This window comes from Paenibacillus sp. FSL H7-0942, assembly GCF_045040715.1.
Taxonomy (GTDB): domain Bacteria; phylum Bacillota; class Bacilli; order Paenibacillales; family Paenibacillaceae; genus Paenibacillus; species Paenibacillus amylolyticus.
Genome location: NZ_CP150279.1, coordinates 54,349 through 73,016, shown reverse-complemented (window position 1 = coordinate 73,016; position 18,668 = coordinate 54,349). Strand labels below are relative to the sequence as shown.

Annotated in this window: 18 protein-coding genes; all 18 read right to left on the bottom strand. The window is 47.7% G+C overall.

Annotation, left to right across the window (positions count from 1 at the left end; genetic code table 11):
* Nucleotides 1-260: 260 nt before the first annotated feature.
* Complete coding sequence (locus MHI48_RS00335) at nucleotides 261-1,211, bottom strand: peptidyl-prolyl cis-trans isomerase (protein ID WP_076329921.1); 951 nt, start codon at nucleotides 1,209-1,211, stop codon at nucleotides 261-263.
* A 23-nt stretch (nucleotides 1,212-1,234) separates the two neighbouring features.
* The gene (gene hslO / locus MHI48_RS00330) at nucleotides 1,235-2,155 is read right to left on the bottom strand and encodes an Hsp33 family molecular chaperone HslO (RefSeq protein WP_047844508.1); all 921 of its coding nucleotides are present in this window, start codon (nucleotides 2,153-2,155) and stop codon (nucleotides 1,235-1,237) included.
* Nucleotides 2,156-2,228: 73 nt separating this feature from the next.
* Entirely contained in the window at nucleotides 2,229-2,999 is a 771-nt protein-coding gene (locus tag MHI48_RS00325; protein WP_026081372.1) for a type III pantothenate kinase, read from the bottom strand.
* 6 nt (nucleotides 3,000-3,005) lie between these two features.
* A complete protein-coding gene (gene nadC, locus MHI48_RS00320) occupies nucleotides 3,006-3,872 on the bottom strand; it encodes a carboxylating nicotinate-nucleotide diphosphorylase (protein ID WP_076329920.1) in 867 nt (288 codons plus the stop codon).
* On the bottom strand, nucleotides 3,869-5,509 hold the full coding sequence (nadB, locus tag MHI48_RS00315; RefSeq protein WP_076329919.1) for an L-aspartate oxidase: 1,641 nt from the start codon (nucleotides 5,507-5,509) through the stop codon (nucleotides 3,869-3,871). The genes nadC and nadB overlap by 4 nt, the downstream gene beginning before the upstream one ends.
* 35 nt (nucleotides 5,510-5,544) lie before the next feature.
* The gene (gene nadA, locus MHI48_RS00310) at nucleotides 5,545-6,483 is read right to left on the bottom strand and encodes a quinolinate synthase NadA (RefSeq protein WP_036606114.1); all 939 of its coding nucleotides are present in this window, start codon (nucleotides 6,481-6,483) and stop codon (nucleotides 5,545-5,547) included.
* 299 nt (nucleotides 6,484-6,782) lie between these two features.
* Complete coding sequence (gene ftsH / locus MHI48_RS00305; protein WP_341005676.1) at nucleotides 6,783-8,828, bottom strand: ATP-dependent zinc metalloprotease FtsH; 2,046 nt, start codon at nucleotides 8,826-8,828, stop codon at nucleotides 6,783-6,785.
* Between the two features lie 100 nt (nucleotides 8,829-8,928).
* Complete coding sequence (gene hpt / locus MHI48_RS00300; RefSeq protein WP_017691352.1) at nucleotides 8,929-9,468, bottom strand: hypoxanthine phosphoribosyltransferase; 540 nt, start codon at nucleotides 9,466-9,468, stop codon at nucleotides 8,929-8,931.
* A gap of 52 nt (nucleotides 9,469-9,520) precedes the next feature.
* Nucleotides 9,521-10,960, bottom strand: a complete 1,440-nt coding sequence (gene tilS, locus MHI48_RS00295; RefSeq protein ID WP_405142711.1) for a tRNA lysidine(34) synthetase TilS — start codon at nucleotides 10,958-10,960, stop codon at nucleotides 9,521-9,523.
* 44 nt (nucleotides 10,961-11,004) lie between these two features.
* Entirely contained in the window at nucleotides 11,005-11,952 is a 948-nt protein-coding gene (locus MHI48_RS00290) for a protein kinase domain-containing protein (RefSeq protein WP_036606117.1), read from the bottom strand.
* Nucleotides 11,936-12,688, bottom strand: coding sequence for a VWA domain-containing protein (locus MHI48_RS00285; protein WP_405142708.1), 753 nt, complete (start codon nucleotides 12,686-12,688; stop codon nucleotides 11,936-11,938). The genes MHI48_RS00290 and MHI48_RS00285 overlap by 17 nt, the downstream gene beginning before the upstream one ends.
* A gap of 85 nt (nucleotides 12,689-12,773) precedes the next feature.
* Nucleotides 12,774-15,281 carry a stage II sporulation protein E gene (gene spoIIE, locus MHI48_RS00280; protein WP_405142706.1) on the bottom strand — a complete coding sequence of 836 codons (2,508 nt, stop codon included), beginning with the start codon at nucleotides 15,279-15,281 and terminating at the stop codon, nucleotides 12,774-12,776.
* Between the two features lie 473 nt (nucleotides 15,282-15,754).
* Entirely contained in the window at nucleotides 15,755-16,285 is a 531-nt protein-coding gene (locus tag MHI48_RS00275; protein ID WP_017691357.1) for a S1 domain-containing RNA-binding protein, read from the bottom strand.
* A 198-nt stretch (nucleotides 16,286-16,483) separates the two neighbouring features.
* Entirely contained in the window at nucleotides 16,484-16,819 is a 336-nt protein-coding gene (locus MHI48_RS00270; protein ID WP_017691358.1) for a septum formation initiator family protein, read from the bottom strand.
* A gap of 11 nt (nucleotides 16,820-16,830) precedes the next feature.
* Nucleotides 16,831-17,400 carry a spore cortex biosynthesis protein YabQ gene (gene yabQ, locus MHI48_RS00265; RefSeq protein ID WP_017691359.1) on the bottom strand — a complete coding sequence of 190 codons (570 nt, stop codon included), beginning with the start codon at nucleotides 17,398-17,400 and terminating at the stop codon, nucleotides 16,831-16,833.
* A complete protein-coding gene (yabP, locus tag MHI48_RS00260) occupies nucleotides 17,397-17,681 on the bottom strand; it encodes a sporulation protein YabP (protein ID WP_036606119.1) in 285 nt (94 codons plus the stop codon). The genes yabQ and yabP overlap by 4 nt, the downstream gene beginning before the upstream one ends.
* A 172-nt stretch (nucleotides 17,682-17,853) precedes the next feature.
* The gene (locus MHI48_RS00255; protein WP_017691361.1) at nucleotides 17,854-18,132 is read right to left on the bottom strand and encodes an RNA-binding S4 domain-containing protein; all 279 of its coding nucleotides are present in this window, start codon (nucleotides 18,130-18,132) and stop codon (nucleotides 17,854-17,856) included.
* Nucleotides 18,132-18,404: an HU family DNA-binding protein gene (locus tag MHI48_RS00250; RefSeq protein ID WP_017691362.1), complete on the bottom strand. Its 273-nt coding sequence runs from the start codon at nucleotides 18,402-18,404 to the stop codon at nucleotides 18,132-18,134. The genes MHI48_RS00255 and MHI48_RS00250 overlap by 1 nt, the downstream gene beginning before the upstream one ends.
* Nucleotides 18,405-18,668: the final 264 nt, after the last annotated feature.

Sequence of the window (18,668 nt, the reverse complement as noted above, 5' to 3'; positions counted from 1 at the left end):
GAACTGCGGAAATCCTGTTGATCCTATCCCTTACTGCCAAGATTTCTAGCAGGGCGGAGGTTTCCGAAAGTTTCTTTGTTCATAAATAAATCTTTTATATCCGAGTAAACGAGTAGGTATTTATTATTTTCATCTTATCAACGTTAACCCTTATTGTCAATATGAGTACTCAAAAAAAATACTCTGCCTTTGGCCCTAAGACCGCAGACAGAGTATTTTTATCAAGATGCAGCAGTACTATACAATCTTCTCCATTGAATTCAGGAGGCAGGAATCTCGGACAGGATTACGGCTTCATACTTGTTACGCAGCATTTGCTCTACCTGCGGCAACGGATCAGCCTTACTCAGAGCCAGTTGCATTCGAATCTCCTCATGGACCTCTTCGGCCGATTGCACCTGGCGTTCTTCTTTATCATTAAGTCTGATAATAACATAACCTTCTTCCACTCGAACCGGTCCGGCAATATCGCCTACATCCAGCCCGGCAGCAAGTTGAAGGATTTCTTCTGACTGGAATGGATCATTCCGCTCAATCCATCCCAGCCTGCCACCAGCATCACGAGAGAAGCTGTCTGTCGATTGCTTGCGAGCAGCTTCTTCAAAGTCCTCCCCCTTCTCCAACGCATCCAGTAAGGAATCGGCTTCATCTTCTTCCTTCACTACGATGATGGACAAGTCATATTTCTCGGGGGAAACGTAATCCTCACGGTGTTCAGTCCAGTAATGCTCAATATCTGCATCCTTGATCTGTATGCCGATCGTTGCGATTTTCTCAAGCAGCAGCCTGTAGCCGGCTTCCAACTCAAGTTCCTGTTTCGACAGGCCCAATTGAGACTTCATTTCGTCAAAATATGATTTCTCTGAATCGTACCCATCCATCGCGGCGGCAAGTTCTCTTGCAATCTCTTGGGGAGTGACGATCAGCTTGCGTTCAATTGCTTCGGCAAATACTGCTTTACGGTTTAACATCTGGAGTAATAACTCGCTGCCATAGCGTCTTTTCAGCGCATCAGTCCACTCTTTGTCCGTGATAACTTCTCCGTTGATCGTCGCTACGGTGCTTCCTTCTTCCGTATTAGCATCATGGGATGCATCTGCCTCGTCTTTGCCCTGTCTGAGACCATGCATAGCCATCACACTACCCATGACCAGCATACCTAGCGTCAAGACAATTACAGCCGTCCACAACCCTTTTTCCTGTCTTGTCATTCCGCATCCCGTCCCCGCATAGATCAGTTCTTGGCTTGCTCTAGGATGGTCTCAAGTTGTTCTTTGTTAAAGTCATAGGCTTCATTACAGAATTGGCAGACCACTTCAGCCTGGCCCTCTTCTTCAATTAATTGCTCCATCTCCGTTTGGCCCAGGCTGATTAGTGTCTTCTCTACCCGCTCACGTGAACACTCACAGCTAAAATGAATATCCAATCCTTCCATCACTTGTACATCTGGCAACAATCGGCGAAGCAACTCTTCCAATTCAAGTCCCTGCTCCAGCAACGTCGTCACTGGCGGCAACGTACTAATGGCGTTTTCGATCGCCGTGATCTCTGGATCTGTCAATCCCGGCAACAGCTGCATAATGAATCCACCTGAGACAATAACGGAATTATCCGTATCAACGAGCACACCAACGCCTACAGCAGAAGGAGTTTGCTCCGATTGCGCAAAGTAGTACGTGAAGTCTTCGCCCAGTTCTCCTGAAATAATAGGCACACTGCCACGATATGGTTCTTTCAGTCCCAAATCCTTCGTTATGTTGATGAAACCTTCCGTTCCAACTGCGCCTGCAACGTCCAGTTTCCCCACACTATTGCTTGGCAAATGTACATGCGGATTAGAAACATATCCTCGTACTTCGCCTTTCGCATTGGCATCAGCTACAATCTGTCCAATGGGCCCATCACCATTGACTTGTACCGTTAACTTCTCTTCACCTTTGAGCATTGCACCCATAATGGCTGCTGTTGTAACCGTACGCCCCATGGCAGCTGTAGCCGTGGGAAACGTATCGTGTCTTCTGCGTAGTTCCTCAACCAGTTCCGTAGTCTGGATAGCAAAGGCTCTTACCTTTCCATTCATTGCTGTACCACGAATTAACCGGTCATGCTTGTTGTTGTTTTCCAAGTCATTCAGCCTCCTTTGGCGTATCGCCATAATAGTCGTAACACAGAAAAAACGGCACAACACTTAAGCTGTAATCTCAGCCCGCTGTATGCCGTCACTATGCTCACCTTTCCCGGTTCCGCTCATATATAATACGCAGCCCTTCAAGCGTAAGCAGCGGATCAACTTCCTCTATACTACGGGTTTCTTCTGCGATAAGTGTAGCGAGACCACCCGTCGCGATAACTCGGGGCTTCGCCCCCATCTCCTCGCGAATACGTTCTACAATACCATCTACCTGCCCTGCATAGCCAAATATAATACCCGCTTGCATGGCATGAATAGTATTACGGCCAATGACCTTTTTAGGTTTCTCCAGCTCTATACGAGGCAACTTGGATGCCCGCTCATAGAGCGCTTCAGTGGCAATCTGAATGCCAGGTACAATAGCTCCCCCCAGGTAGTGACCTTTCTCGTCAATACAGTCAAAGGTCGTTGCAGTACCGAAATCGACCACGACGAGAGGGCCGCCATACTTCTCAACGGCTGCCACTGCATTAACAATACGATCTGCACCCACTTCACGAGGGTTCTCGTATCGCAGATTCAAGCCAGTTTTGATACCAGGCCCAACGAGCAAAGCTTTTTTGCCTACATACTTCTCACACATCGCTTCGATTACATTCACCAGTGGCGGAACCACAGATGAGATGATGACACCTTCGATGTCACTTGCCCTGATGCCGGACATATGAAATAAATTATAAATCAATACGCCGTATTCATCCACTGTTGACTGACGTGATGTACTCAGACGAAAGTGGTGCAGCAATTCCCGGCCTTGATATACGCCGAGCACCATATTGCTGTTCCCCACGTCTACAACTAGAATCAAAGAGGTTCACCCCTCTTTCTTTTCATTTAAATCCAGACTAATATCCAGGCTCTCAAAGGAATAGGTTAACCTGCCAACCGAAATTACATCCACACCACTCTCTGCAATGCCACGAATGGTCTGAAGAGACACGTTACCGGATGCTTCAACCTTCACATGAGGAGCCTGTTCACGAATAAGTTCAACCGCTTCACGCATCCGCTCTGGATGCATGTTATCCAGCATAATGATATCTGCCCCGGCTTGCAAGGCTTCTCTCACCTGCTCCAGATTTTCAGTCTCCACTTCAATCGTCATCGTATGTGGGATAACGGTTCGCGCACGCTGTACCGCCTCGGTGATTCCGCCTGCACCCTTGATGTGGTTATCCTTAATCATAACGGCATCGTACAGTCCAAATCGATGATTCGCTCCGCCACCCACGCGCACCGCATATTTCTCAAGTAATCGGTGGCCCGGCGTTGTCTTACGTGTATCCACGAGCCTGGTCTCAAGACCATCCAACACATCCACGTAGGCACGCGTACGCGTAGCTATTCCGGACATACGTTGCAGCAAGTTAAGTGCCAGTCGTTCCCCCGTAAGCAGTGAATGTGTACTTCCCTCTACCTCGGCCAAAATCGTGCCATGGGTGACCTGGTCTCCGTCTGTTACCTTCGGTGTAAATACAAGATCAGGATCAACGACTTGAAATACAAGTTTAGCTACGGTCATGCCTGCAATAACACCATTGTCTTTGGCGTGTATAATGGCCTTGGATTGGTTGCCTGCTGGAATCGTCACACTTGTTGTAACGTCACCTGCACCAACATCTTCACGAAGCCAGTTTTTGATTGATTCGATAAGCCCTTCATTATATCCATTCAGTATCATGACATCAATTCCTCCACAATCGCTTGTTCTCGCTGCTGCAGACTATGCTTCTGCCACACGATATCATCACGTGCCGGGAAATCCTCACGATAGTGAGCCCCCCGACTCTCCTCGCGATGTAATGCACCGCTAGTAACTAACCAGGCACAGGTCAGAAGGTTGGCATACTCCAGCTCTTCCTTATGCGTGAGTGTCTGATCAAAAAATTGCAATTCCTGTTGCAGCTTGTCCATGGCCTTCTGCAGGTCCTCACCATTCCGGCGCAAACCTACCTGACGAACCATCATTTTCTGTAGTCGTAAACGTCTTTCAGATATAGGTTTTTGCTCTTTCATGATCTTGCTATTCATGTTATTCATGTCCACAGATGAAGGCGTAGCCCCTCTTGCTTGTAATAAACCAAGCGGAGGGAGAGATTGAATACGATCAACAATTCTCCGCCCAAATACAATCGCTTCTGATAAAGAATTGCTTGCCAGGCGGTTGGCTCCATGCACTCCTGTAGAAGACACCTCGCCACAAGCAAATAATCGGGAGATGTTGCTCTCTCCACTTAAATCCGTTTTCACTCCACCCATCATGTAATGGGCAGCAGGTGCAACGGGAATCCAGTCCGTTGTCATGTCTAATCCATAACGCATACAAGTCTCATATATGGTAGGGAACCGATGCTTGATCATCTCTGGCTGTTCATGTGTAATGTCCAAGTACACAAAGGTACTGTTGGTGGACTCCATCTCACTAACAATCGCTCGTGCCACGATATCGCGTGGGGCAAGTTCAAGCTGGGCATGATAACGATCCATGAAGCGCTCACCCTTCACATTGCGCAAATATGCTCCTTCGCCGCGTACGGCTTCTGACACAAGGAAACGCGGGGCCCCAGGGTAACATAGAGAGGTGGGGTGGAATTGGATAAATTCCATGTCACGAACAATAGCCCCAGCCCGATAAGCCATGGCTACACCATCGGCAGTAGCTACATCCGGATTCGTCGTGTATCGGTACAGTTGTCCTGCCCCACCAGAACAAAGAACGGTTGCCTGTGCCTTCACGAACACTTGCGATCCGTCATCCTTCTGAACCAGAGCGCCAATGCATTCCCCTCGATCTCGATCCGTAATCAGGTCAACAACAAAATGCTCATCCCATACTTCAATCCCAGGATGTTCATTCACTTCAACAGCAAGCGCACGTACAATCTCATATCCCGTTGCATCTCCGTTGGCATGCAAAATACGGCGGTGGCTATGCGCACCTTCCTGCGTCAACGCCAACTCGCCGTTCTCCAGATCAAATAAAGTACCCAAACGAATCAGTTCCTTCACTCCGTCGGGACCCTCATTCACCAATACCTCTACCGCTTCGGAGCGGCATAAGCCCGCTCCTGCTACAAGTGTGTCCTGCAAGTGGTAAGCAGGCGAATCATCCTCAGCAATAACCGCAGCGATGCCTCCCTGCGCATATCTGGTGTTACTTTCAAGTAATGACTTCTTTGTGATCATTAATACACGTTGTTGTTCGCTTGCCTTAATGGCAGTAAACAAACCAGCAATCCCTGAGCCTATAACCAGTACATCCGTCTCTACCATGGGTAGCGCAGACAGATCGAAATCAACTAAATATTGCGGTATCATGTTATTCACCTGTCTTGGAGCAAGAGTAGCGCATCCTACTTTACCAACAACATGCGCTCTAGCGATTCTCTGGCTTTGTCGGCAACGGCCGGTGGCACGTAGATTTGCGGCTTCATCGTTTCCAGGCATTTCACCAGTTTCTTCAAGTTGTTCACCTTCATGTTGGGACATACGAGGAACTTGGTAGCAAAGTGGAACTGTTTATCCGGACTATCCAGACGAAGCTGATATCCTGTACCATCTTCGGTACCTACGATAAATTCCTTCGCTGATGAATTTTTGCAATACTCCAGAATAGCTGTTGTGCTGCCTACAAAATCACCCATTTCTACAACCTCAGGGCGACACTCTGGATGGACAACAAACTCCGCATTGGGATGCTTGGCTCTCATCTCCACCACATCTTTGACTGTAAGCATATCGTGAGTGTTGCAGTAGCCTTCCCAGATAATCATTTTCTTGTCTGTATGCTGCTGCACATAATGTCCCAGGTTTTTATCCGGTACCCAGATAATTTCGTCGGAATCCACCGATTGAATAACCCGGACTGCGTTCGCTGATGTACAACAGATGTCAGTCTCTGCTTTGATCTCAGCCGAGGAATTGATATACGTAACCACCTTGGCATTAGGATGTTGTGCTTTCAATTTGCGTAGTCCATCCACATTCACCATATCTGCCATTGGGCAGCCCGCACGTTCGTCCGGGATAATAACTGTTTTATTTGGCGCAAGAATTTTAGCGCTTTCACCCATAAAATGAACACCACAGAAAACGATCACATCCGCATCTGTCTGTGCTGCCTTCTGGGCTAACAGAAACGAATCTCCACGGAAGTCGGCAACCTCCTGTACTTCGTCACGTTGATAATAATGGGCAAGAATAATGGCATTACGTTCCTTCTTCAACACCATAAGCCGCTCACGCAGCTCGCGGTTCATCTCAGCCTTGCGCTCTAAAGCCAGAGCTTCCACCTGTGATCCTCTCCTTTATCGGGACAGCGTCATGCGCTGTTTCGTGGGCTAACCTAAGTCGTTATCTTCGCTTGAGAAACGAATCACAAGCGGTTTAACAACTAATTTACACAACGTTCACGACTCTGTCAATAAATGAAAAAGGCCCGGGACAGCGCTGTAACCACCTGTTTGCTAACTGGTTCGCCATCTAACTCCCGTTTATCTTTATCTATCCTCTTTTAAAATAATGGATAAAAAAAGAGAGCCCCGAGGGCTCTCTTGATTTCACCTGCTATCATAGCCAGATGTATTGTGCATTAAGACGTTGGCTTAGTTCCGCCATCATCCGGGTTATTGTTATTACCCTTTTCCAGATTAGGAGCTTCGTTTGGAATATCTCCGGCTGGTGGCTCAGGCGTTTCATCTTTACCTTGAATACGAACACGCACATCACCGATGGTGTCGATGATTGGCTCTCCGCCTTCAGATGGTGTGCCTTCACCATCATTGTCATTCTCTGCTTTTGGAGTCAAAGAACCTGTTTCGATCAATTGCTTGATCTGATCCATTTCCAAAGTCTCAACCTCAAGCAAAGTTTGAGCGATCAGGTGCATCTCTTTTGAATGTTTAACAAGCAAGTCCTTACACTTCTCATAACAGTCATTGATAAAGCGTTGCATTTCCTGATCAATCTCGTAAGCAATGGAATCTGAGTAATTCTGTTCATGACCGATATCCCGACCAAGGAATACCTGTCCTTGTGAACTTCCGAATTGCATAGGTCCCAATTTCTCACTCATACCGTATTCCATAACCATGCTGCGAACAATACCTGTCGCTTGCTGGAAGTCACTGTATGCACCAGTACCAATTTCTCCGATGAACAATTCTTCAGCTACACGACCCCCGAGAAGTCCGGTTACTTTATCCAGCAATTCCTGCTTGGTAACCAGCATACGGTCTTCTTTTGGCAACATGATTACATATCCACCCGCACGTCCGCGCGGAATAATGGTCACTTTATGTACCATATCAGCATGTTCGAGGAAGTATCCAACAATGGTATGACCTGCTTCGTGATAAGCAACGATTCGTTTCTCGCGATCACTGATGACACGGCTTTTCTTCTCCGTACCAACGATGACACGGTCAATCGCTTCGTCAACTTCCTTCATGGAAATATCTTTACGGTTACGACGCGCTGCAAGCAATGCCGCTTCGTTCAAGAGATTTTCCAAATCCGCACCAGAGAAACCTGTTGTACGCTTCGCGATAATATCCATCTTCACATCTTTGGTCAGTGGTTTATTACGGGAATGTACTTTCAGGACAGCTTCACGACCTCTTACATCAGGGCGGTCAACCGTAATTTGACGGTCAAAACGTCCAGGACGCAGCAAGGCAGGGTCCAAAATATCTGCACGGTTCGTTGCGGCTATGATGATAATACCTTCATTAACTCCGAATCCGTCCATCTCAACGAGCAACTGGTTGAGTGTCTGTTCACGTTCATCGTGACCACCACCGAGACCAGCACCACGCTGACGTCCTACAGCATCAATCTCATCGATAAAGATGATACATGGGGCATTTTTCTTCGCATTTTCAAACAAATCACGTACACGTGATGCACCGACACCGACAAACATTTCCACGAAGTCGGAACCTGAAATAGTGAAGAATGGTACACCCGCTTCACCGGCTACGGCACGAGCGAGCAATGTTTTACCGGTACCTGGAGGCCCTACGAGCAATACGCCCTTAGGAATCCGCGCACCTACTGCTGCGAATTTACGAGGGTCCTTGAGGAAGTCTACAACCTCAACAAGTTCCTGTTTCTCTTCGTCAGCACCCGCAACATCTTCAAATGTAACCCGCTTCTTCTCTTCGTTGTAGAGACGAGCACGGCTTTTACCAAAGTTCATTACTTTACCGCCGCCGCCTTGAGCCTGATTAAACAGGAAGAAGAACAGCAGGAACATAATGATCAAAGGAATAAAGGAAGTCAGCAACGTCAACCAGATGCTGTCACCTTTCATTGGCTCCTGATGATATTGGAAATTGTTAGTTTCACTTGCAGCTACAAGCTCACTAATTGCCTCATCCGTAGGAGGAATATACGTTGAGAAATTTTCTGATTTGGCGCCATCAGGTGCCTTCTTGTATTGACCGGTCACGAGATACGTTTGACCGTTGAATTGAACCGTCAATTCAGAGACATTGTTGGCTTTGATCGCTGCACGCAACTGATCATATCTAGGATTATCGGTGGCTTCGCCGCCATTGCTGACGAACTGGACTATCCCCACCACAACTAAAAAAAGAATCAAATAAAAACCAGAATTCCGGATGAACCGATTCATCCCCTACCTCCTCTCGAGACACTTTAATTATTTTAACATAGCCCGACATGGCTTCTCAACAGAAGCCAAGAACAGCTCAAGGCTTGGGTCGGGCAGGATATTAGCTACTATAGACTTCCGGCTTCAAAATCCCGATATAGGGCAGGTTCCGGTACTTCTCCGCAAAATCCAAACCGTAACCAACGATGAACGCGTCAGGAATGTCAAAGCCTGTGTAATGAGCTTCCAACTCAACTTTACGGCCTGAAGGCTTGTCGAACAGCGTAACCACTCGCACCGACTCGGCACCGCGGTTTTCTAGCAGTTCAATCAGATAGCTGAGTGTAAGTCCGCTGTCGATAATATCTTCGACAATCAGAACTTCCCGTCCTTCTACGGATACATCCAGATCCTTAATGATTTTGACAACACCTGATGACTTGGTGGAAGCGCCGTAACTGGATACCGCCATAAAATCCATTTCAACAGGTACCGTTATGTTTTTAACCAAATCAGCCATAAATATAAACGCACCCTTGAGCACACAAATGACCAAAGGATTGCGATTTGCATATTCGGCACTTAGTGTTGCGCCTAATTCCTTGACTTTACTCTGAATTTCTTCTTCACTGATCAATACTTCCTGAATGTCGTTCTGCAACTGTGCGAACCTCCTAAGTTATACTATGAAAGCCTTACCTGAACCATAACCACTACCCCTGAATCGCTGAATCGCCTACAGTCATGTACAGGATTGCGGAAGTGCCCTCCCTGACAGGAGCCACACTGGACCGTCGAACACCCGGTAACCAGATGATATGACCTGCTCCATCACATACCACAGGAATACGTGGACGGACAGATGGGGGGATTTTCTCATCGATGAAAATATTTTTCACCTTTTTGCTTCCGTTTAATCCCATCACTTTCATGGTATCTCCAGGTAACCGTGAACGCACAACCAGCGGCATAAGCAGTTGATCCGCATCAAACGCGGCTTGATCCGCCGATTCCGGTACATGATAGTCCTCGGGACTCACCGTCATCAACCGAATATACCGGTTAATTGGGGTGAGTGAAAGCTCATAAGTTCCACTCCATTGCGCAAGACGATACTCGTAAGATTGATCCTGTACGTCCGTCCGTATGCCAAAAGAAATCAGATTATACTCCCGAGTGCAGGCGAGTGTCTGTCCTATATCCAGGCTCCAGGTCGTCACATGGGTCTCCATGACCTTGCGCCGAATGGTTTCTATACGGGTAAAGTCGACAAAATCACTGTCCAAAGGCAGATAATTCAATATTAGTTTAATCAACCTTCGTTGTAAAGCGACATGTAACTTCAAGAAGGAAGGCACCTCAAAGGTTTGCCTTCCGCCGTTCACCTGCACTAGACACCTGTATGTGTCATATGCACTCTGCTCCATGAAATCGTCTTCATCACCCACAATTTCGGCAAGCCGATTCAATGACGGCGTGAGTTGTCCATTATACTGCCCCAAAAAAGGAAGCACATCCAAGCGAATGGCATTACGCCGATATTTACGCAGGGCGTTGCTCTCATCATTGAAATACATAAAACCCTGGGTATTACAAGCTTCTACAAGGTCTGTCTTGTTTATACGAAGGCATGGACGAATAAGTTCCACATTTTTTTCTCGTCTTTTAAACTTCATTCCTGAGAGTCCCGGCAAGCCGGTTCCACGAAGCAAATGAAGCATGACCGTCTCTGCCTGATCATCCGCATGATGTGCCAAAGCGATGCTTGCTGCATTATATTTGGAAGCCACTTCATGAAGAAAGGCATATCGCTTGTTGCGGGCTGCTTCCTGTGGTCCCTGACCCGTAAGCTCCATATATGAAGGTACATCGGCCTTGGTCCATTCAAATGTAATACCAAGCTGTTGTGCCAGTTCCATCATTTTCTCCGCTTCATCATCAGATTCACTCCGGAAGCCATGATGCACGTGGGCACAGATCAATTCAAGTGGCACATGCCGCTTGCTAATCTCGTGCATGATATGCAAAAAAGCTACCGAGTCCGGCCCGCCCGATACTGCGACGACAATCCGATCCCCGGGAACCCATAACTGATGCTCTTCCGCTGCATCCAGCACGTTCTTCACCAGCATGTTCCAGCGTAAAGCCTCCATACCTGTTCCTCATTCCTTGCGTTATGTATATGCACTCTCACAGATCAGAAAAGTAGTGCATAGATGAGCACTCCAATAAGTAATATCACAGATACAGCGAATGCGTTCATAAGCCAGCGCGGTGTTGTACTTTTGGAACGACGGCGGAGAGGCGTGGGGCGTGCCATCATTTCCTTCCACCCTTGTGCCGCATGGCCTGCATCACGAAACTGACCTCGTAATGCCTGAGTCGTCCAATTGCGAAAAGGACCCAGTCGTTCACTGCGCTCCACCAGTGCTACGAGCTGATTCACACTTCGCAGTTGCGGTAATCCTTCGGCTGCCAGTGCCTTGAGCGCGTCTGCTTCAAGTACATGAATCAACAATAATGCAAATGCAAATACATCATAGGTACCATCTGCCGTACGGCTACCTGCATTCCAGAAACCCCGATCATACCATTCAGTGAACTGTTTGACGCTTCGACCAATCGACGTAACTCCGCCGTAGTCGATCAATTCCACCTGCCCATAGTCGGATACCAACACATTCTGAGGTTTGAGATCACCAAACACCCATCCCGCCTGATGCAATTGTGCCAGCTTCTGCAAGAGTCTAAGTCCCACCAGAAGTGTCCAGTCTGTCCCCTGACGCCGAATAAAGTGATGAAGTGCCTCACCTCTAACGTAACGCATCACATAAAAGGGAATATCCCGGCCACGAACGGCATAATCATCCACATCTTTAAGATAGGAAGGAATGCCGCTCTGCCGAAGGGCCTCATGATTACGCTGTAGTTGAAAAGATTTGAGCACATTAACTTCCGATTGCAGATCAACCGGATCAAATCCCATTTTTAGCGCATAGTGTTTGCCATTTTCACCCCGTTGGACAAGAAAAACGATGCCATTAGCTCCTTTGCCCAGTAGCTTCCGAATCGTGTAACGACTGCGATTCCATTTCCCTGTAACCACTGTTCCTGGCGGGAAAGAGGCGTCAGACAACGTTGTCACCGAGCATCCCTTCTCTTTCAATGCGATAGTTCCCTTCTATTTCCTGCTGTTTCTCCAGTGTACCATAACGGTAAAAATCAATCACCTTCTGAATTGCAGGACCTGTCGGCGTTGCACCCTTCATCTGCAACCTTCCAAACAAGGACCGAACACGGCCTGGATCCGTTGTCCAGTCAATATCCATTACCGCATCTTCTCCACTGTGTCGTCCCGGAAAATGAAATACGGAAAGCTTGCTTTGACCTATACGCGCCTGCAAACTTAACATTAAATCGCGAATGCCTTCTTCTACCGCAGCCAGTTTGGGCTTCATGCTGGCACTGACGTCGATTAGCAATATAACCTGTAACGTTGTAGTTTCAGCCATATCATCCATCACTTCCACGACCCGAGCGCGTTGTGCAGGCTCCAGATCGGTTACTGTTTTGGGCTCCTTCTCTCCCAAAATTTGTGTTAACTCTCTATTAACCGCCTGCTGAATGGTCTGAACCACCGTTTTCCTTGTCATCATCTGCATCGTATGGGCAAGCTGACGTGTACCTACAATTTGGCTGATTCCACCTCCAGCTCTGGCAATATCCTCAATCTCCCGGCTACCCAACTCACCAATGGTTCCATAATCAATCACGCCAACCACATTAACCGTAATCCCCTCTTCCAGCGCTTCGGCCGCTGCCAGCACTGGACTTGGTCCTACATTGGAACAACCGTCGGTGATCAATAAGATTTGCTTCATCCGATATCCCTCCGTTATTCGTTACTCTCCAACTCTATGACTAGCATTGCCAGAATGAAGAGACTTCAAACAGAAGAATATGCAATTAACTGACGGTCCGTGGACGCTCCATTCGGTTGATGCCAGGCACACGCAGTGTGGCCCATTCAGGGCGGAAATGCTCTACTTTTCCAACAACGACGGTCATATCATCCAATATCTCATGCTGCTGATATCTTATGACACTTTCAAGCAGGCAATCGGCCAAATCTTGCGGATCATCTGTATCAATCTCTTGAATGAGCCGTTTCATCCATAACTCTTTGTTCACTGCATACCCCGGTGCATCATAGATGCCATCCGTCATCATAATGAGGATATCCCCCGGCTGAAGCTGTACCGTCACCAGATCCACTTCAATATCTTTAATAATACCGATTGGCAAATTGCTGGCCGAAACCTGAATAACCTCCTGTCCTCGTTTTATAAAACTTGGCGTCGATCCGATTTTCATAAACGTGGTCTCTGCCGTATATTCATCAATCAGTGCCATATCCACAGTGGCATACATCTCTTCAGGGGAGCGCAGCATCAGAACGGAGTTCACGGATTTGATCGCCAGTTTCTCGTCCATGCCGGATTGTAACAACTGTTCCAGTATGTTCAGCGCCGCGCTGCTCTCCATGCGTGCCCGTTCTCCATTGCCCATTCCATCACTGAGCGCCACTGCAAATGTACCATTGCCTAACTCAACCGTACTGAAGCTGTCGCCTGACATCACATCTCCCCCTTTTGCGGCGGCAGCAACACCCGTGGTTACCTCGAACGTTTTGGCCGAACCAAACGTGACGGTTGCCAGTCCCTGACGAGGATCGGTCAAGGTCTCATGCAAGACGGCAATATGCTCGTCCAGTACATCCGAAATCAGCGGAGCAATCATTTTCCGGCACTCATCGAATCCACGTGTATATGCATGTACAATCTCAATCTCTACATTGCCCGCTTCCAGATTGATGATCTCAATGGAGTGAATGGACAAGCCCAGTGACTCCAGTGCGTCCCGAATCTGCTCCTCCTGCTGTACCATCTCATCACTTTCCCGCTGAATTTCTTTGGCCAGGTCCTCCATGACCTGAGATACACCGGACAATTGCTCTGCAACCAGCTGCCGGCTATCGATAATTTGACGCTTCCATTGCATGTTATGTTGATGCAGTCCATACTGGGCACGCATGACTTCAAGGACCTCTTCCGGTTTCGCACATACCCTGTTCCAGTCCACTGGAATCTGCTTGCCTGAGATCTCCGGGTTTCCTTCAATCGTACTCATCACGTCCGTCATATATTTGTAGGTTTGAATAAACTTCGCATCCCAGCATTGTGTACGCTTGAAGCAGCTTGCACATGTGCTCTCGGCAACCGCATTCATGAAATGGTCCATTCCACCTTCTTTCTGTACCTGCTCCCCTGCACCGGACATCTGATCAAAGCTACGTGACAATTGACGGAATACCTGTGAGAACCGGGTTACCCGTTCTGCCGTGATATCCCGTATCCGTTTGGCATACTCATGCTGCGATTTGGTATGATCCTGCGTACCCGGTACATATTTGGATATCGCCGTCATCAGGCTTTTAGGTGTTAACATGAATAGTACGATAGCTGCACACGTCTCCCATAATGAGTTCATCACATCGCCCGGTCCTCCCAGATATATGGATAGAATGGACGAACCCAGCAGCATGCCCAGTGCAACCGCCGCACGTTTGCCTTCTCGAAGCATACCCGCCAGCATCCCGGCAAAAGCAAGCAGGCTCATCTGATACACCGCTGACATGTCAGCCAGACTCAGAATCAAGCCGGTAATGACCCCAACTGAGGCTCCAAGGGGGGCTCCGCCCACCAGCGCAAAGATTAATATGAGATAACGGGAGAGCATATGCTCGACGGATAAAGACTGAATGGTCCACCCTACGGCTCCCGTCATAACGGAAGCGAGCAATATGATCAGGCAGAGGATCTCCTCGTTCTTTAGGCTGAACTTTTTTTTGCGGTAGGTGAAGATCGGTATGGCTTGTATAAAAACAAGGGTGAGCACGAAACTTAATACCGAATCCATCGTGAGCATCAGCATCGCGTACCAGCTGAAGGATGGTCCGATCACAACCGCGAATAACTTGACCATAAATGTAGTCGTAAACACCATCGTTGGTGCATAAGATAATTCAGCACGATCATATGACTCCAGACCCCGGAAGAGCAGATAAAAGATGGCGATCTCCGATGCAACAATGAGTGGTACTGGAAACGGTGCAAAGAGACTGCCTGCGAGAAGTGCAGCGCCTACCGGAATGATGTAATCCCTGCGCATGAAAGCAATTACAGCGAAGTAAGCAATGGCAAAGGGAGATAACTCATTCAGGATCATTGCCTTTCCGAGCAGGAACCCCATAAACGTAAGCAGCAGTACCCATTTGCGGGAAGCAACCATCTGGACAGCCTTGCGGGAGCCAAGCCATTGTTTCAGACGTACCGACAGCTCCTCCCGAGCTTCCGTACCTCCTTTACCTGCTTTCATTCCCGGAAATTGAATGACATTCCACTTTTCCATCATCCTCAAGGCACCCCATTCGATTAATTTGAATTTTCGTGTTTCGTTCTCGATGGTTCTGATTATAGATAGATTAGAAGACGTAGTTTGTCAGAATAGGTGGGCAGGGTCCAAAAAGTTTACGACAAAAGAAACAAGCCTGGCGCGGTGGAGCGAAACCCCCGGCCTTATTGTGGTTTCATTCATTCTCCTACTTGATTCCGACAATCGGAATGTCTGATTTTGAACCGGAGATGGTTTGGTCTCGCCACCATTTGAGCAGGATAACTGTGGAATGCCACGGAAACCTGTCGGTAAAAAATGGTAGACGACAAATGTTCTTATGGTTTCATTTTGCCGTGCAGAAAAACTGGGGATATGGAGCTTCACCTTACAAAAAAAGCTATTCAACTACTTATCTGTGAAATAAACGCAAAAAAACCGTTAGCCCATGGGCTAACGGTTTTACTTATATGTTTAGATCAGGTTGTGACAGATTACACACGCTTGGCTCCACGGCCTCCGCGTTTGCCTTCTGTGTTCTTCTTAAGCGAAGAGATCCGCTCTTCACTATCTTTCAGGAAGCGTGACATTTTATCCTCAAATGAAGGTTTGCCTGCTGCGGGCTTGAAAGAACGGCCTCCGCGGTCACCACGGTTAAATCCACCGCCGCCACCACCACGACCTTGGCCACCACTTGGGCCTCCGCCGCTGAATCGTTCGCGATCTCCTCCACTGCGTTCCGGTCTAGGAGCTCTCGGGGGTCTAGATTGGGTTTGTTGCTCAACCGGTTTGTCAACAGCTTGCTTAATGGAAAGTCCGATCTTGCCATCCTTGTCAACGTTGATAACCTTCACTGTAACGAGGTCATTCAGCTTCAGGTGGTCGTTGACATCTTTGACATAATTGTCGGCGATTTCCGAGATGTGAACGAGACCCGTGACACCTCCTGACAGATCCACAAATGCTCCAAAATGCGTGATTCCTGTCACCTTGCCCTCTAACTTGGTGCCCACTTCAATTGCCATAGAATAAAATGATCCTCCCTTAAAAATATACAACCCGATTTTTTGAATGCCAAAATCAATGCTGCGCTAATGTAATTATACCTTATGCCATAAACCAAGGTCAACTGAACACTACCCCATCAGAGAGCCTATTTTTTCCGGTTTAACGGCTTCAGACACACGGATAACAAACCTAGCTCGGTAATAGACCGAATTCCATCAGTTCCCTGACTCTTCAACCTGGATCGGCGTTTCCTCAGGAAGATAATATCCTTTTTTCCGTGCCAGCTGTCCTATGTATTCAGGGTCATTCAACCGGCTGACTTCGTACTTCAACTGTTCCAGCTTCTTCAACGTATCTTCCTTTGAAGCTTGCTGAGTGGCCAGATGAGAACTCTTGTCCGAAATTTGTGCAGTCTGCACAAGGAATGTATATCCTGCCCATATTACAAATACAATCATAAACGTCATCCAAAGCATGAGGCGCCTTTTTGCACCAGCAGATTTTCCTTGGTTAGTTGGAGCCTTTGATCTGCCCACAGGTGTTTTACCCATTACGGACCTCCTTAAAACCAGCGTTTCCACATCGCTGCAATTCTTGTACCCACACGGATCATGAAGCGTGGCGTTACCCAATGTTTCAGGAGCGGCCTAAACATCCAGCGGAACAACTTGCCGAAAGGTACCAAACATTGCAGCACCAGCCTGCCCAGGAATAATAGTATCGCAATTACAAAACCGAATAATACGCGAATTAACTTATAAATTCCTTTAGCCGGCATAACGATCAGGATGTTAAGGATATGTCCACACCAATGAATCAGCGTTCTTGCGAGTTTAATTAACATTACCACAAAACGCTGGGTTGTAACACTTAAAAGCCAAAAATAGAAGCAAACCCCTATAATCAGCCCCAAAAAGACATAAAACCGCAACTGTCCGTGGTTTCCGGCGTATAGCATCCGAAAAACGAACAGCGCGGAAGCAACCCAGTACAACAGATCGAGCGTGTGAATACTCCATCTCGGAAACCGCAGCTGTCCGGACAGTACCCGGTAACTGTCGTAGGCCATTCCCATCACGACCCCCGAGGTAAGCATCCACATCAATGTGATCCATTGAGTATCCGGACTCATCGGAACATCTTGCCAAACAGGCCTTTACCATTTTTGGACTGGGAACCGGGGTCCAGATATTGGAGCGAACTGACTGTGCCTTCAATGGATAACAGACCTTCCTCCAGGCTCAGGTTTTTGATATGTAAATTGTGCCCCCGGATGGTCAGATGCCCAAGTTCAGTCTGCAGCAAAAATTCCTCACTGTCGAAGCTCTCCACGTTGGAGACACCCGTCAGATCCAGCAGTTTCCGATTCTGCATGCTCAGATGATGCTGTTTGGCCTTACCGTGCTCAACCATGGCATGTACCCCTCCTTCTTACACCTAGCTTATGGGTGTGGAGGTTGGAATAGAACCAGCGTTGTTGAACAAATAACCCGGCATCCAGTAAAAACAAAAACGCCCTTCCCTGTTACAGGAGGACGTTTCGATTCAACTTGCATTGAATGAATATTTAATACCAGATGTACTGTTACCAGTTCATTCCGTTATCCTTGGCGATCGGCTCTTCCTTCACCAAGGTGTAGAGGCTGCTCGCCTCATCCTTCTTGGTACTCTCGGCAATTCGTTCCACCCTCACAGTGACCAGTTTCTGACCGAACTGAACCGTCAGCTCATCGCCCACTTTGACAGCGGCGCTGGGCTTAGCTTCACGTCCGTTCACCAGAACACGTCCCTGTTCAGAGACGTCCTTGGCCACAGTGCGGCGTTTGATTAGCCGGGAGACCTTCAGGAATTTATCAAGACGCATTATTTTACGGCTTCTTTAAGTTTGTTGCCTGCTTTGAATGCAGGAACAGTGGACTCAGGAATCACGATTTCATTCCCTGTTTGTGGGTTACGTCCGGTACGACCGGAACGTTTGCGGGTCTCAAAAGTGCCAAAGCCGATCAATTGTACTTTGTCTCCGCTGGCAAGTGCATCTGTAATTTCTCCCAAAAAGCCGTTCAATACGGACTCAACGTCTTTTTTAGTCAAACCACTTTTGGTTGAAATGTTGTTAATCAGATCTGTTTTGTTCATTTTTAAAAGCCTCCCAAATTGAAAAAAAAGTATCTGCGATTCCTGACAATACATCGATTGCCGCTGATTCGCGTTAGGTCACTACACATGTATTCTGGCTTGGCATCTGAAATCCTGCCTTAGTCCGCGACTTTTTTTAGCTTTTTGTCGATGGTCCGCAGGTAACAGTCTAAGACCAGTACCCGAAACCATCCGTCGCTAAACACCTATCCCAGTCAACATAGATGAACACATGTTCGTATATCATAACACACTGCATAACAT

Coding starts and splice junctions, on each gene's coding strand:
- yabQ (WP_017691359.1), bottom strand. CDS start 17,400: ATGAGTCCGGATACTCAATGGATCACATTGATGTGGATGCTTACCTCG.
- MHI48_RS00270 (WP_017691358.1), bottom strand. CDS start 16,819: ATGGGTAAAACACCTGTGGGCAGATCAAAGGCTCCAACTAACCAAGGA.
- spoIIE (WP_405142706.1), bottom strand. CDS start 15,281: ATGATGGAAAAGTGGAATGTCATTCAATTTCCGGGAATGAAAGCAGGT.
- nadB (WP_076329919.1), bottom strand. CDS start 5,509: ATGATACCGCAATATTTAGTTGATTTCGATCTGTCTGCGCTACCCATG.
- nadC (WP_076329920.1), bottom strand. CDS start 3,872: ATGATACTGAATGGATATAATGAAGGGCTTATCGAATCAATCAAAAAC.
- MHI48_RS00250 (WP_017691362.1), bottom strand. CDS start 18,404: ATGAACAAAACAGATCTGATTAACAACATTTCAACCAAAAGTGGTTTG.
- yabP (WP_036606119.1), bottom strand. CDS start 17,681: ATGGTTGAGCACGGTAAGGCCAAACAGCATCATCTGAGCATGCAGAAT.
- hslO (WP_047844508.1), bottom strand. CDS start 2,155: ATGGCGATACGCCAAAGGAGGCTGAATGACTTGGAAAACAACAACAAG.
- ftsH (WP_341005676.1), bottom strand. CDS start 8,828: ATGAATCGGTTCATCCGGAATTCTGGTTTTTATTTGATTCTTTTTTTA.
- tilS (WP_405142711.1), bottom strand. CDS start 10,960: ATGGAGGCTTTACGCTGGAACATGCTGGTGAAGAACGTGCTGGATGCA.
- MHI48_RS00275 (WP_017691357.1), bottom strand. CDS start 16,285: ATGGCAATTGAAGTGGGCACCAAGTTAGAGGGCAAGGTGACAGGAATC.
- MHI48_RS00255 (WP_017691361.1), bottom strand. CDS start 18,132: ATGCGTCTTGATAAATTCCTGAAGGTCTCCCGGCTAATCAAACGCCGC.
- MHI48_RS00335 (WP_076329921.1), bottom strand. CDS start 1,211: ATGACAAGACAGGAAAAAGGGTTGTGGACGGCTGTAATTGTCTTGACG.
- MHI48_RS00285 (WP_405142708.1), bottom strand. CDS start 12,688: ATGAAGCAAATCTTATTGATCACCGACGGTTGTTCCAATGTAGGACCA.